At 68.5% G+C, this 13076-nt stretch carries 13 protein-coding genes; all 13 read right to left on the reverse strand.

What is annotated here, in order from left to right; genetic code table 11:
* Positions 1-47 precede the first annotated feature (47 nt).
* The 13 genes from ABWO17_RS07660 to ABWO17_RS07720 all read right to left on the reverse strand — a co-directional run bounded on the left by ABWO17_RS07660 (position 48) and on the right by ABWO17_RS07720 (position 12838).
* Positions 48-1211 carry a tetratricopeptide repeat protein gene (locus ABWO17_RS07660; protein WP_353117226.1) on the reverse strand — a complete coding sequence of 388 codons (1164 nt, stop codon included), beginning with the start codon at positions 1209-1211 and terminating at the stop codon, positions 48-50.
* Between the two features lie 123 nt (positions 1212-1334).
* On the reverse strand, positions 1335-2315 hold the full coding sequence (locus tag ABWO17_RS07665; RefSeq protein WP_353117228.1) for a type II secretion system F family protein: 981 nt from the start codon (positions 2313-2315) through the stop codon (positions 1335-1337).
* Positions 2316-2326: 11 nt separating this feature from the next.
* Entirely contained in the window at positions 2327-3292 is a 966-nt protein-coding gene (locus ABWO17_RS07670; protein ID WP_353117230.1) for a type II secretion system F family protein, read from the reverse strand.
* Positions 3293-3323: 31 nt separating this feature from the next.
* Positions 3324-5237 (reverse strand): TadA family conjugal transfer-associated ATPase, encoded by a 1914-nt coding sequence (locus tag ABWO17_RS07675; RefSeq protein WP_502914887.1) that lies wholly within the window; start codon positions 5235-5237, stop codon positions 3324-3326.
* Positions 5238-5239: 2 nt separating this feature from the next.
* The gene (locus ABWO17_RS07680) at positions 5240-6691 is read right to left on the reverse strand and encodes a response regulator (RefSeq protein WP_353117232.1); all 1452 of its coding nucleotides are present in this window, start codon (positions 6689-6691) and stop codon (positions 5240-5242) included.
* A 12-nt stretch (positions 6692-6703) separates the two neighbouring features.
* Positions 6704-7024: a hypothetical protein gene (locus ABWO17_RS07685; protein WP_353117234.1), complete on the reverse strand. Its 321-nt coding sequence runs from the start codon at positions 7022-7024 to the stop codon at positions 6704-6706.
* On the reverse strand, positions 7021-8508 hold the full coding sequence (locus ABWO17_RS07690) for a type II and III secretion system protein family protein (RefSeq protein ID WP_502914888.1): 1488 nt from the start codon (positions 8506-8508) through the stop codon (positions 7021-7023). The genes ABWO17_RS07685 and ABWO17_RS07690 overlap by 4 nt, the downstream gene beginning before the upstream one ends.
* Positions 8505-9329: a Flp pilus assembly protein CpaB gene (gene cpaB / locus ABWO17_RS07695; RefSeq protein ID WP_353117238.1), complete on the reverse strand. Its 825-nt coding sequence runs from the start codon at positions 9327-9329 to the stop codon at positions 8505-8507. Before cpaB ends, ABWO17_RS07690 begins: the two co-directional genes overlap by 4 nt.
* 12 nt (positions 9330-9341) lie before the next feature.
* The gene (locus ABWO17_RS07700; protein WP_353117240.1) at positions 9342-9932 is read right to left on the reverse strand and encodes an A24 family peptidase; all 591 of its coding nucleotides are present in this window, start codon (positions 9930-9932) and stop codon (positions 9342-9344) included.
* Positions 9933-10145: 213 nt separating this feature from the next.
* The gene (locus tag ABWO17_RS07705; RefSeq protein WP_353117493.1) at positions 10146-10322 is read right to left on the reverse strand and encodes a Flp family type IVb pilin; all 177 of its coding nucleotides are present in this window, start codon (positions 10320-10322) and stop codon (positions 10146-10148) included.
* Between the two features lie 42 nt (positions 10323-10364).
* Complete coding sequence (locus ABWO17_RS07710) at positions 10365-10541, reverse strand: Flp family type IVb pilin (RefSeq protein WP_353117242.1); 177 nt, start codon at positions 10539-10541, stop codon at positions 10365-10367.
* 52 nt (positions 10542-10593) lie between these two features.
* Positions 10594-10770 carry a Flp family type IVb pilin gene (locus ABWO17_RS07715; RefSeq protein WP_353117244.1) on the reverse strand — a complete coding sequence of 59 codons (177 nt, stop codon included), beginning with the start codon at positions 10768-10770 and terminating at the stop codon, positions 10594-10596.
* Positions 10771-11242: 472 nt separating this feature from the next.
* Positions 11243-12838, reverse strand: coding sequence for a sigma-54-dependent transcriptional regulator (locus ABWO17_RS07720; RefSeq protein WP_353117246.1), 1596 nt, complete (start codon positions 12836-12838; stop codon positions 11243-11245).
* Positions 12839-13076: the final 238 nt, after the last annotated feature.

A 13076-nucleotide genomic window follows, 5' to 3' on the forward strand; every position in this document is an offset into this window, starting at 1 on the left:
AACGGACAATGGTGGACGCGCGTGGCGCGCCCGAAATTTCTGCGTGCCTAGTTGCCGTCGCGCAATTCGCCTTCGCGCACGGCAGCCGGGGTGGCGCGCGCCTTCAGGGGCGTTGCCGAAGGCGGCAGCGTCACCGGCGTGGCTACACCGGGCGCGCCCGGTACGGGGCCGATTCCCATGGCCCCCGAAGGCCCCGTGGGCACCGTGTCGGGCCCGGCCATGGGCAGCGGCGCGGCGGTGGACGATGCCGGGCCCTGCCCCTGCGCGATGCGCGCGGCCAGGCGGGCTCGCTTCAGGTTTTCCGCAGCGCGGGCGTAGTAGCGCGGTTCCACTTCCAGGGCGCGTTGCAGATGGTACAGGGCCAAGGCATGCTCGCCCTGCTGCGAAAGGTACACGCCCAGGTTGTTGTGCGCGGCGGCTTCGCCCCCGGCGTTGCGGAAGGCCTCGAAGGCTTCGTCGTAACGGCCCAGGCGGCACAGCGACAGGCCCATGTTGTTCCACACCCGGTTGCCGGGCGCCCCGTAGGTGATGGCCGCGCGGAAATGGTCCACGGCGGCGGCGTCGCTACCCAGCATGGCCTGCGCGATGCCCGCGTTGTTGTGCAGTTCGCCCGAGCGGGGCATCTGCTCCAGCGCCCGCACGAACAGGGCCAGGGCCTTGTCCGGCTGCCCCTGGTAATTGTGGATGGCGCCAAGGTGGCTGGCAGCCCCGGCAAGGCGCGGGTCCAGCGCCAGCGCCCGTTCGAAGCGGCTCCCGGCCTCGGTCAGGTTGCCTTCGGCAAAGCTGAGCATGCCCGCCGTTTCCCAGGCCCGGGCATTGTCCGGGGCCAGCGACAGGGCGGCGTCGATGTCGGGCCGGGCCTCGGCAGTGACGCCGCGCGCCACCAGCAGCGCGCCGCGCTGGTATCTGGCCTCGGCCAGCTTGGGATCGAGCTGGCAGGCCCGGCTGAACTGCTCGAAGGCCAGTTCCTGCCGGTTCTGCGCAAGGAAGTTCAGGCCGCGCTGCAAATGTTCCTGGGCGTTCATGGCATCACCCTGGGGGGTGGGTTGCACCCCTTCGCCGTCGTGCAGCAGATCCTTGTTGCTGTGGTAGCGTTCCATCAGCGAAAGGTTGGAGCCGCGCGTGGGCTGCTGCGCGCCGCAACCGGCAAGCAGCAGGGCGCACAGCGCCAGCAGGGCAAGGGCGGGACGGGTGGCGGTGCGGGCGGTCATGGCGTTTTCCTTCATTGTTGCAAACCGGGCGATTTTCTCTCTTCGCCCCGGCTGGGGATTTCGTTCGCTGGCAAGGAGAACACGCCAGCCAGCGGGCGCCGGAGGAATGAAATCCCGCCGGGGCTATTGGCCCATCTGGGCGAAGACCTGCATCAACTTGATGAACGCGGGGCCCATGATGGTCACGAACAGGGCCGGAAGAATGCAGAACACCAGCGGGAACAGCAGCTTTACCGGCATCTTGGCGGCGATTTCCTCGGCCCGCTGGAAGCGCGTGGTGCGCATGGTGTCGGAGTAGACGCGCAGCGTGCTGGAAATGCTGGTGCCGAAGGCATCCGCCTGCACGATGAGCGTGACCAGGCTGTTCACGTCTTCCAGCGCCACGCGCGAGGCCAGGTTCTTCAGGGCTTCGGAGCGCGACTTGCCCGCGCGCAGTTCCAGGATGACCAGGTTCAGTTCCTCGGCCAGCACCGGGTTGGTGCCCATCATTTCGCGGGCCACGCGGGAGAAGGCCTGGTCCAGGCCCATGCCCGCCTCCACGCAGACCACCAGCAGGTCCAGGGCGTCGGGCAGCGAGTTGATGATGTCCAGCCTGCGTGCCTTGATGCGCCGCGACAGCCACACGTTGGGCGCGTACAGGCCCACCACCGCCGGACAGATGAACAGCAGCGCCACCATGCCCACGGGAATGTCGTTGCCCGCCAGCAGGCGGACCGTCAGCCCCAGCAGCAGGCCGCACAGGGTCAGCCCGGCCTTCACGCCCCAGAATACCAGCGGGGCGCGGCGGTTGCGGAAGCCCGCGCGCACCAGCGCCAGACCCGCCTCGTTCACTTCCTCGCCGTCGTCCTTGACCACCTTCTGCCCCACCCGCTCGGCCACGGCGTTCAGGGCGGCCTTCAGGGACGAAAAGGGGGATTCGGGCAGGGTCGGGGCGGCCACGGCCACGGCGCGGGCGCCTGTGGCGTGCCGGGTGAGGCGACCATGCATGCGCTCTACCCGCTGGCGATTGCCGAACATGCCGCGCAGAGCCTGCGCCACCAGCAATACCGCGCCGGAGGCCAGCAGGGCTGCCAGGAAGGGGATCATGGTTTCGTCGAACGGCATGGCGGATATCCTCAGACTCTGATGGTGGTCATGCGCTTGAGCACGATACCGCCGATGGCCATCTGGAACAGCGATCCGGTAAGCAGCATGTTCCCCTCGGGCGTGGCGTACAGGGCGCTCATGAAGTCGGCGTTCAGCAGGTTGATGATGAACCCGATGCCGAAGGGCAGGGCGAACAGGATCCAGGCGGTCAGGCGGCCTTCCGCCGAAAGCACGCGCACCCGGCCCGCCAGCTTGAACCGTTCGCGGATCAGCCGGGCGATGTTGGTGACGATTTCCGCCAGGTTGCCGCCGGTTTCACGCTGGATGTTCACCGACACCACGAAGAACTTCAGGTCCGGGCAGTCCACGCGGCGGGTAAGGTTGTACAGGGCCGCGTTCGCCGGGATGCCGAAGTTGATTTCGTCCAGGGTCTTCTGGATTTCCGGGCCGATGGGATCGGCGAATTCGTCGGCCACCATGCGCATGCCCTGATTGAAGGCATGCCCCGCCTTGAGCGCGCGGGCGATGAGGTCCAGCGCATCGGGCAGCTGACGCTGAAAGCGGCCCATGCGGGCGTTGCGCTTGCGCTGCACCCACAGGAAGGGCGCGTAGCCGAGCGCCAGCGGCGGCGCCACCAGCAGGAACAGGTTGTCCACCAGCAGGTGCATGACCAGAAAGCTCGAGGCCGCGCCCAGCACCGAGGCCAGCAGCAGCACGCCCAGGGTGGCCCGTACCTGCGCCTGTTCCAGTGCCAGGTCCATCTTCTTGGTCCACGACTGGGCGGCCAGCATCCGGTGCAGCCAGTCCACGTCGGACAGGGAGCGGCGGCGTTCCAGGTCCACCCGGTCCTGCTCGTCTTTCGCCCGCAGCAGGTTTTCCATGCGCTGCCCCACGCGCTGCGCCGTGGCGCGGCGGCGACCGTAGGCCAGGTCCAGCACGCCCATGACGAACACGAACATGGCGATGACCGAGAGTACGGCGATGACGAGCATCATGGCGAAACCCCTTTGCGTTCAGGCTGCCGCGCTACTGCGACAGGTCGGGGTCGAACAGCGCGCCGCCGAGCTCGATGCCCATGGCGGCCAGGCGCGGGGCGAAGCGGGGCCGGATGCCGCCGGAGCGGAAGCGCCCCTGCACCTTGCCGTTTTCGTCCACGCCGGTCTGTTCGAAGGTGAAGATGTCCTGCATGGTGATGGCGTCGCCTTCCATGCCGGTGATTTCCGAAAGGCTGGTCATCTTGCGCGAGCCGTCGGACAGGCGCGAAACCTGGATGATCACGTCCACGGCGGACGAAATGTACCGCTTCAGCGACAGGGTGCCGATGTTCAGCCCGGCCATGGCCACCATGGTTTCCAGGCGCATCAGGCAGTCGCGCGGGGTGTTGGCGTGGATGGTGGTCAGCGAGCCGTCGTGGCCGGTGTTCATGGCTTGCAGCATGTCCAGCACTTCGCCGCTGCGCACTTCGCCCACGATGATGCGATCGGGCCGCATGCGCAGGCAGTTCTTGACCAGGTCGCGCGCGGTGACCTGACCCTGCCCCTCGATGTTGGCGGGGCGGGTTTCCAGCCGCACCACGTGGTCCTGCTTCAGTTGCAGTTCCGCCGCGTCTTCGATGGTCACGATGCGCTCGTCGTGCGGCACGAAGCGTGACAGGCAGTTGAGCATGGTGGTCTTGCCCGAGCCGGTGCCGCCGGAAACGATGATGTTCAGCCGCGCCTTGACGATGCCGCGCAGCACCTCGCCCATATCCGGGCTCAGCGCGCCGAAGCGGATCAGGTCTTCCAGTTCCAGCGGGTCCTTGGAAAAGCGGCGGATGGACAGGCTGGGGCCGTCCAGGGCCAGCGGCGGGATGATGGCGTTGACGCGCGACCCGTCGGCCAGGCGCGCGTCCACCATGGGCGATGCCTCGTCCACGCGGCGGCCGATGCGGGCCACGATGCGGTCGATGATCTTGCGCAGGTGGTCGTCGTCCAGGAAACGGGTGTTGACCCGGATCAGCTTGCCGCGCCGTTCCACGTAGACCATGCGGTAGTTGTTGACGAGGATGTCGTTGACCGTGGGGTCGCGCAGCAGCGGTTCCAGCGGGCCAAGGCCCATGACCTCGTCGCGGATGTCCTCGACCAGTTGGCGTTGCTCCTGCGCGTTGAGGGGGGCCTGACGGAATTCCTCGCGCAGCAGCTTTTCGACCAGGCGCGAAATTTCTGCGGCCAGCCTGTCGGGCGGCAGCGATTCGGCGGCGGCCAGGTCCATCATCTCCAGCAGGCGGTCTTGCAGGCGGGCGCGAATTTCGTAGTAGTGGTCGCCGTGCAGGGTCAGGGTGGACACGTCGCACACCTGCTCCGCGCTGGCGGGGCGGGCAGCGGGGCGTGACAGCGGACGGGATTTGGCGGCCTGGGGGCCTTGCGCGTCGGTGGTCTGGGGGTTTGCGGCCTGCGCGTCAGGGGATTGCGCGCAAGGGGCCTGCGTTTTCGGGGTGTCGGCGCGGGGCACCGCGTGAGGCGCGGAGGCCGCCGCAGGTTCGGACACCGGCGCGGATTCCGGACGCGGCGCGCGGAACAGGGTGGCGTCGTTGACCGGTACGCGCGGGATGGGCGCGTTGTCGGTTTCGTCCGTGTGATCCGTCCCGTTTGCATCACCTGCCCCGTTCAGGAAGGTGACGGGTGCGGAAGATGTGGGGGCCTCGCGCAGGTCCTGCGGGGTGGGCATGGCGGTTCCGTTGCCGGAAAGATGGCTGCGGGCGTTGAGGCCGGACGCACCCAGGCGGGGCACCTGCCGCGACGGTGCGGACTCCGGGCCGCGCTCCAGGCTGTCCAGTTCGTGCTGGAGATGCCCGTAGACGTCGGCATCCGCGTGCACGAATGGCGGGGTCTCGGATTCCGGCGTCAGCGCGGGGGCGGGTTGCCGCCGCGTGGTGCGCATCAGTCGTTCGGCCAGTCTCATGGCTATCCCCTTGCGCCCTGCAACAGGACGCCGTGCGGCAGCAGGCCGCCCCGTTCGCGTTCGGGGTCGCGTTCCATGCCGCGCCGATTGGGTTCATGCGTGTCGTCGCCCTTGCGGTGCAGCAGGCGGGCGAAGATGCCCCCCGCCTTCATGCCGGGCGCGGTGCCGCCGTTGCCGGGCGCGGCGGCGGCGGGGGCCAGCCGTTCGGCCAGCTTGGCCAACGAGCGCGCGGCCACCGAGCGGGGCGCCGCCTCGCACAGGGGCACGCCCTGGTTGATGGCCGACACGGCAGCGCCGTAGTCGTCGCCCACGGTGGCGAATACCTTGCGTTCCAGCAGCCGTTCGGCCTCGGTCAGGTCCACCCCGGCCTGGGGCGACATGCGGTTGACCACCAACTGGATGCGCGCGGCCACGGAGGGCGCAGCGGCGGCCACGTCGTCCAGCAGGCGGCGGGCACCCGCCAGGGCGGGCAGGGCCAGGTCGGTGACCAGCAGGATGGTTTCCGCCTCCTGCATGGAAACAAGGGCCAGTTCGTCGGCATAGGGGCCGCCGTCCACCACGGTGACGGCGTACAGGGCGCGGGCCAGGTCCAGTACGGCCTTCACCGCGCGGGGGCTGATGGCGTCCAGGTCGTCGCCCGTGTCGGGCGAGGCGTATACTTCGAGGCCGCTGGCGTGCCGTTCGGCCAGGCTGCGCAGGAAGGTGGCGTCCAGGCGGCCAAGGTTGCGCGCGCCGTCGGCCCAGGTGCGGGAATATTCCATGTCCAGGAACAGCGGCACGTCGCCCTGGGGCAGGCGCATGTCCATCAGCGCCGCCAGCGGCAGCGCGGCGGGGTTGGCGGCCGGGCCGCCCGTGGCCAGGGCCATGTCGCCCATGGCCTGCACGTCGCGCGCGGCATTGGTGCCGCGTCCGTTCGTTCCGGTCAGGCCCCTGCCCGTCTTCTTCGCATCGGACGCGGGAGCGGTGCCGACCAGGGAACGCGCGGCCAGCACGGCAAGGTTCACGGCCACGGTGGTGGCGCCCACGCCGCCCTTGGCCCCCATGATGTGGATGATCCGGCCACCGGCGGCGGGCGCGGCAGCCGACGGGCTTGCGGCTCGCGCGGTACGGCGGCGGCGCGCGTAGCCTTCCAGCGCGGCCAGCACCTCGTCCGAGCGGAACGGCTGGGACAGGAATTCGCTGATCCCGGCGCGCATGGCGCGGATGATCAGGTCCGGGTCCTTCTGGCGCGAGGCCACGAACACCTCGCCCACGCGGGGGTCGGACACCAGCGAGGCGATGGACTCGAAATCGTCCTCCAGGTCTTCCCCCAATTCCAGGACAACCAGTCCGAGGTCGTCGGCTTCACCGGGGGTGACCAGGCGGAAGCCATCCTGCCGGGCGAGGACGCGGGTGAGTTCCTCGCGCGTGGCGAGGCGCTTGGTGAGCAGGCAGACGGGATGGGTGATGTTCATGGCGGATTCTCGCTACTTGCCGATCTTGAAGCGGAGGGTGTTGCCTTCATCGGGCTTCTTCTCGCCTTCGCGCATGGTTTTCATGACGCGCTCGCCCACCCGGCCATCCAGGCCGATGACGGGGTCGTCGTCCGCCGGGCCGGGGTTCAGCCGCTGGGCGTCGCGCTGGGCGCGGAAGGCCTCGCCCTGGGTGAAGGTCCATTCGGAAATGGGCGAGTCCTTGGACGGCCCGGCGCAGCCCGTCAGGACGGCAAGGACGAAGATGGCCGCAAACAGGGGCAGCAGGGCCAACAGGGCAGGGCGGGGCTGGGGGACGATCCGGTTGGCGTTCATTTCGTGCCTCCTTGGGCATGGCCGGGCAGCACGTGTCCGAACTCGCCTTCCATGCCCGAGGGGGCATCGGCCGTGTTGCGGGGTGCGGCGTAGGCGGCGGGGGCGGTGATGGCCGGGGCTGCGCCCTCCATCTTGCCCTGAAGGAAGAATTCGAACTCCGATGGCTCGCGAAAGCCGTCGGTGGGCAGCTTGGCCGTGGCGCCGTCCAGCGGCTTGGCCAGGCGCGGGGTGACGATGATGACCAGTTCGGTCTCGTTCTTCTGCCAGTTGCTGGAGCGGAACAGCGTGCCCAGCAGGGGCACGTCGCCCAGCACGGGGTATTTCTTGATGTTCTCGCGCACTTCGTCGCGCAGCAGGCCCGCCACGGCAAAGCTCTGGCCGTCGGCCAGTTCCACGGTGGTGGCGGCGCGCCGGGAGGAGATGGCCGGAATGGTGAACCCGTTGATTTCGATGACGTTGGTATAGTCCAGTTCCGATACTTCGGGGTTTACCCGCATGCTGATCAGCTTGTCCGAGACCACCGTGGGGGTGAAGCCCAGGGTCACGCCGTACTTCTTGAATTCGATGGCCACGGTGCCCAGGCCCTGCGGCACGGGGATGGGTATTTCGCCCCCGGCGAGGAAGTCGGCGGTTTCGCCGCTGCGGCAGATCAGGGTGGGTTCGGCCAGCACCTTGACCAGGCCGTTCTGCTTCAGCACGTCCAGAAAGCCCATCAGGCTCGCCTGGCCCGCAGTGGCGCGGAACATGCCGGTGACGTTGGGGCTGATCACGGCCCCTGTACCGCCCACGCCCACCACGCCTTTCTGGCTGTCCAGGGTGAACAGCTGGTTCAGCATGCCGAAGGCGAAATCGTTGTTCCAGGCGTAGGTCAGGTCGATGCCCAGGCGTTCCAGCACCGACTTGCGCATCTCGGCCACCTTCACTTCCAGCATCACCTGATGCACGCCGCCCACCTGCATGAGGTTGGTCACCTTGTCCGGGGCGTACAGCTTGGCCACGTCCAGGGCGGTGGTCATGCCCGCGCTGCTGCGCACGGTGCCTGCCAGGGTGATGGATTCGCCCACGGCCATGACCATGATGTCCTTTTCGTCGGGCAGCACGCGGTGCAGCATTTCCTTCAGTTGGGCAAGGTCCGGGGTGACCTGGATGTCGTAGACCTGGGTGATGGCCCCGGCCCCGTTCCACAGGGTAAGCGTGGTGCCGCCCGGCTTCTTGCCGGTGATGTAGACCTGCTGGGGCGACAGTACGACCACCCCCGCGATGCCTTCGTCGGCCACGGAAACCCGGGCTGCGGGCTGTGCGGTGCGCACCACCATGGACTTGCCCATGGCCAGCGGCACGGACTGCGGGGTTGCGTCGGCCAGGGCCTGTGTGGCGACGGCCAGAACCAGCACGGCTGCCAACATGGCGCATGCGGCGCGAACGATCGACAGGGAACCGACGGGCTGAACCGCCGCGCGGGTGAGGTGGGCGGGGCGGCTCATTGCGGGAACCTCAGTGTTGAACGTTCGGTGCCGGAGATCATCTCCACCTTGGTTTCACGCACCTTGGGAACCGGCTTGCCCTCCGGGGTGCTGGTCAGCAGGGCCAGCGTGCCGGGCACGTCCGTGCCGGGGGTCAGCACCGTGCCGTCGTCGGCGGGGTTGCGCAGGGCGAAGTGCAGTTCGCCGCGCGAGGCGGCCAGGGACAGCGGTTCGGCCTGCTGGGGCGAGATTTCCAGGGTATACACGTCCACCGAAGAGGTGGAGGTGTCGTCGCCTTCCTGCTTCAGTTCGGTGCCGGTGGCCAGCACGCGCACGTTTTCGAGCACCAGCTTGGTGCGCGACTTGGACTTCTCGCGGCTTTCGTCGTCCAGGGTCGCCAGCACGTCCACGCGGTTGCCGGGGCGGATGAACCCGGAAAGGCCCAGCACCTTGTTGCCCTTGACGGCCACGGCGCGCATGCCGGGGGCGATCAGCGTGCTGACGCCGCCGTGCGCCTGGCCGTCCTGCAACAGGCGGGCTTCGGTGATGGGTTCACCGGCGGTCACGTCGGAGGAAAGCACCCGGCCCACGGGCATGGCGTCCTTGTTGAACGCGCCGGATGGCGCGCTGGACTTCAGGAAGGGGGCCATCTTGATCTGTTCGGCCGTCAGCTTGGCGCCGCGCGGCACGTCGGCGGCGGCCACCGCCAGCTCGACCTGCTCGGGGGCGGCCATCTGGGGGGCGGCGGCGCGGTTCACCTGCATGAACCGGAACACCAGCACCCCGGCCACCAGGGCCAGCACCAGCGCGAGGGAAATCTGGATCAGTGAGGAGGCGCGCATGACCGTGCCCCCCTACAGGATGACGGCCCAGGCGGGCAGCAGCGCGGACATGGCCGAGGGGAAGGCGGCTTGCGCCATGGCAAGGCCGGTACCCAGCGCGATGGCCACGCCGTAGCACAGCCGGGGCAGGCGGGCGCTGGCGGTGGCGGGGACGTAGTCGAAGCGACCGGTGACGGCCAGCAGTTCGACGGATACCCGCAGCGAGCGCAACACCGCGCGCAACTGCGGCAGGTGGAAGGCCAGCACGCCCAGGGCGTAGACGCCGCCGGCAAGGCTGGTCCAGATGAAGGCGCGGAACACGGTTTCGGCACCCAGGAAGGCACCGGCGGCGGCCAGCAGCTTCACGTCGCCCGCGCCCATGACCCGCAGCAGGAAGGGGATCAGCATCAGGCCGAGGCCCAGGCCGAAACCGGACAGGGAAAAGAGCAGGCCGTCCCAGGCGCCGGAAAGGCCGCCGGTCCAGGCGCCCAGCACCGTGTTGACCACGACGCCCGCCAGCATGGCGGGAAAGGTGAGCCAGTTGGGAATGCGCATGGCGCGCAGGTCGGTGGTCACGGCCACCAGCAGTACGGCGGCGAGGGGGGCGGCAAGGATGGGGTTCATGGGTGCTCTCCTCTTGTAACCGGGGTGACCGGGGAAACGGGGTGTCGCCGTTTCCGGGCGGACTGCCCTGTCGGCGGGTGCCATTTGGGGGGTGCCGATTCGGGCGGGTTCTCCATCGCAAGGTCCGCGCTTTCGATGGCGAAGGGGCCGGGGGTTCGCCCCGGCCCCTCCGAGTGCAGCGGTGGCGGGAAGCCGGTACGCCGTCGCGGGGTGCTACGAGCCGGGGGTGGGCATCTTGGAATCGATGTACGAGAAGGTGGAGCTGACCTTGGTGCCGAGGGCGGTGACGGCGGCAACGATGACGGCGGCGATGAGGGCGGCGATGAGACCGTATTCGAGGGCGGTGGCGCCTTCTTCGTCACGGATCAGGGTGGTGAGGGACTTCAACATCATCTTACTCCTTTCGGGTTTTTGCGCGATTATAAACGGGGCCTACGAACCGGGGGTGGGCATCTTGGAGTCGATGTACGAGAAGGTGGAGCTGACCTTGGTGCCGAGGGCGGTGACCGCGGCGACGATGACGGCGGCGATGAGGGCGGCGATGAGGCCGTATTCGAGGGCGGTGGCGCCTTCTTCGTCACGGATCAGGCGGGCGATGATCTTCGACATGGCTGTTCTCCTCTTATTCCTTCGTTGCTGTGCTGTGCGGTTGTGCCGTGGGCTACGAACCGGGGGTGGGCATCTTGGAGTCGATGTACGAGAAGGTTGCGCTGACCTTGGTGCCGAGGGCGGTGACGGCGGCGACGATGACGGCGGCGATGAGGGCGGCGATGAGGCCGTATTCGAGAGCGGTAGCGCCTTCTTCGTCACGAATCAGGGTGGTGAAGCGTTCAAACATGATGTCTCTCCTGCGTTAGGGGCTGTTGGCTGGCCGGGGGGCCGTTGTTGACTCCCATTCAGCAACCCGCGTGCCAAGGAACGTCATGCAGAACGTAATACGCGTTAACATTCTGAAACAGTACGGAATGTTTTTTTACACGGGCCAAAAGGGGCTGTTAGCGCGGATGATATCCGGGCGGATGGACCGGCGCGCGGGGAACTGCGGCGGCATGGAATCCACGAATCTTGGAGTGGGGATGGCAAAAGGGCGGGCGCGGAGGGCGCCGGGCAGGGGAAACGGGGCGGGAAGTCCAATGGGGCGAGCGGCCTGCGCGAGAATCTAGGATTCTTGGAGCGGCTCGAAGCCGCGCGCAGTTGGCGGTGTCGGGGCGTCACCGTCCAGAGGGGATACGGGCGTGTCGCGAAACGTGGCGGGGGGATGGAAAGCGTGGACGAGGGGGGGGGCGCTGCGGGGCGCGGCGGAAGAAAATCTAGGATTCCTGGATCAGGGGCAGTCCGTTGCGCGGCTTGATGCCGTGCTTCTGCAGCTTGGCCCACAGGTTCTTTGGGGTCAGGCCCAGCAGCACGGCGGCTTCGGTCTGGCGGCCCTCGGCGCGGCGCAGCGCGTCCAGTAGCAGGTTGCGTTCGACCATGCGCATGGTTTCGCGCAGGTCGATGGGGCCGGTAAGGGCCGCCGCCGCGAAGGCGTGGGTGGAGGACGCGCCCGCCGAAGCGCTGGCTGAGTGCGTGCCAACCGGGGATGCGCCGGTGGGCGGCGGGGTGGGAAGGGTGGACGGGGCGGGCTGGCCGGTGGCGTCGGTTCCCTCGCGGTCCGGTCGGCCTGCGGCGTCGTCCGGCCCGGACATGTGCCCGGAGACCATCCCTTCGGGCGCGGACCTTTCGAACGTTGCACCGGGGGCGCGGCCCAGGGCGCGGTCCACGTCGGGGGCGTCGATGGGGCCTTCGGCGGCGATGGCGGCACGCTCGATGACGTTGGCCAGTTGGCGCACGTTGCCCGGCCAGTCGTAGGAACACAGGGCGGCAACGGCCGCCGGGGTCAGCCCGTGCACGGGCAGGCCCAGGGTGCCTTGCAGCCGCCGCACCACGTGCTGGGCCAGCAGGGGGATGTCTTCCCTGCGGCTGCGCAGCGGGGGCAGATGCACCACGGCCACGCCCAGGCGGTAGTACAGGTCTTCACGAAAGGCCTTTTCGCGCACCCGGTCGGCAAGGTTCTGGTTGGTGGCGGCGATGAGCCGCACGTCCAGCGTAACGGGTCTGCGCCCGCCCAGGCGTTCCACCTGTTTCTGCTCCACCACCCGCAACAGCTTGGGCTGGATGGCCAGGGGCATGTCGCCGATTTCGTCCAGCATCAGGGTGCCGCCCTGGGCCAGCTCGAACTTGCCGGGCTGCGCCGTGGCCGCGCCGGTAAAGGCGCCCTTCTCGTGGCCGAAGAGTTCGTTTTCGAAAAGATGCTCGGGAATGGCCGCGCAGTTCACCTTCACGAAGGGCGCGGACGCGCGCGGCGACAGCGCCCGGATGGTATCCGAGGCCAGCTCCTTGCCGGTGCCCGATTCGCCCATGATCAGCACGGTGGTGTCCAGCGGGGCCACCTTTTCGATGAGCGCCTTCACCTCCATGATGGCCCGGCTTTCGCCGATGATGCGGCTGGCCGGGCCGTCGCGGCGCAGCGAATCGCGCAGGGCGGCGATTTCCGCCTGCAACCTGCGTTTTTCCATGGCCCGGCGGATGACGATGTCCATTTCCTTCAGGCTGAAGGGCTTGGAGAACACGTCGTAGGCGCCCAGCTTCACCGCCTCCAGCGCCAGCTCGCGCGTGGAGTAGGCGGTCATGACGATGATGTCGGTGCCCGGCGCGGCGGAAAGCAGGTGGGGGATGGCTTCCACCCCGGACATGCCGGGCAGCATGACGTCGGACAGCACCAGGTCGAAGCCGCCGCCACGCAACAGGGCGATGCCGTCCTCGGCGCGCCCGGCGGCGGTGACGCGATGGCCGCGTTCCTCCAGTGCCTCGCGCAGCATGGACTGGAAGGCGGTGTCGTCTTCGATCAGCAGGATGTGGCCGCTCATGCGTTGCCGTTCGTCCGGATGGCGGTGGATGGGGCGGGGCACGCGCCGTGGCGCGGTGTCCGGGACTGGTGTCCGGAGGGATGCCGGATGGGCGCGCGGCGACACGGCGGCGAGGCCGGACGTCGCGCGGACCATGCAAAGGTACAACGGACGGGTGTGAAGGGCAAACGGTTAGATTTGCACACCTGTGCGTTCATTCGGACTTTGGCGCGAGGATATGTCCTTGTGCATTGGGGGG

The sequence above is a fragment of the Nitratidesulfovibrio sp. genome, from assembly GCF_040373385.1.
In the GTDB taxonomy this organism is placed as follows: Bacteria; Desulfobacterota; Desulfovibrionia; order Desulfovibrionales; family Desulfovibrionaceae; genus Cupidesulfovibrio.

What these genes read in the sequence shown, in the direction of transcription:
- ABWO17_RS07665 (WP_353117228.1), bottom strand. Translation starts at nt 2,315, where the DNA reads ATGCCGTTCGACGAAACCATGATCCCCTTCCTGGCAGCCCTGCTGGCC.
- cpaB (WP_353117238.1), bottom strand. Translation starts at nt 9,329, where the DNA reads ATGCGCGCCTCCTCACTGATCCAGATTTCCCTCGCGCTGGTGCTGGCC.
- ABWO17_RS07715 (WP_353117244.1), bottom strand. Translation starts at nt 10,770, where the DNA reads ATGTTTGAACGCTTCACCACCCTGATTCGTGACGAAGAAGGCGCTACC.
- ABWO17_RS07660 (WP_353117226.1), bottom strand. Translation starts at nt 1,211, where the DNA reads ATGACCGCCCGCACCGCCACCCGTCCCGCCCTTGCCCTGCTGGCGCTG.
- ABWO17_RS07720 (WP_353117246.1), bottom strand. Translation starts at nt 12,838, where the DNA reads ATGAGCGGCCACATCCTGCTGATCGAAGACGACACCGCCTTCCAGTCC.
- ABWO17_RS07680 (WP_353117232.1), bottom strand. Translation starts at nt 6,691, where the DNA reads ATGAACATCACCCATCCCGTCTGCCTGCTCACCAAGCGCCTCGCCACG.
- ABWO17_RS07690 (WP_502914888.1), bottom strand. Translation starts at nt 8,508, where the DNA reads ATGAGCCGCCCCGCCCACCTCACCCGCGCGGCGGTTCAGCCCGTCGGT.
- ABWO17_RS07670 (WP_353117230.1), bottom strand. Translation starts at nt 3,292, where the DNA reads ATGATGCTCGTCATCGCCGTACTCTCGGTCATCGCCATGTTCGTGTTC.
- ABWO17_RS07685 (WP_353117234.1), bottom strand. Translation starts at nt 7,024, where the DNA reads ATGAACGCCAACCGGATCGTCCCCCAGCCCCGCCCTGCCCTGTTGGCC.
- ABWO17_RS07675 (WP_502914887.1), bottom strand. Translation starts at nt 5,237, where the DNA reads ATGAGACTGGCCGAACGACTGATGCGCACCACGCGGCGGCAACCCGCC.
- ABWO17_RS07705 (WP_353117493.1), bottom strand. Translation starts at nt 10,322, where the DNA reads ATGTTGAAGTCCCTCACCACCCTGATCCGTGACGAAGAAGGCGCCACC.
- ABWO17_RS07710 (WP_353117242.1), bottom strand. Translation starts at nt 10,541, where the DNA reads ATGTCGAAGATCATCGCCCGCCTGATCCGTGACGAAGAAGGCGCCACC.
- ABWO17_RS07700 (WP_353117240.1), bottom strand. Translation starts at nt 9,932, where the DNA reads ATGAACCCCATCCTTGCCGCCCCCCTCGCCGCCGTACTGCTGGTGGCC.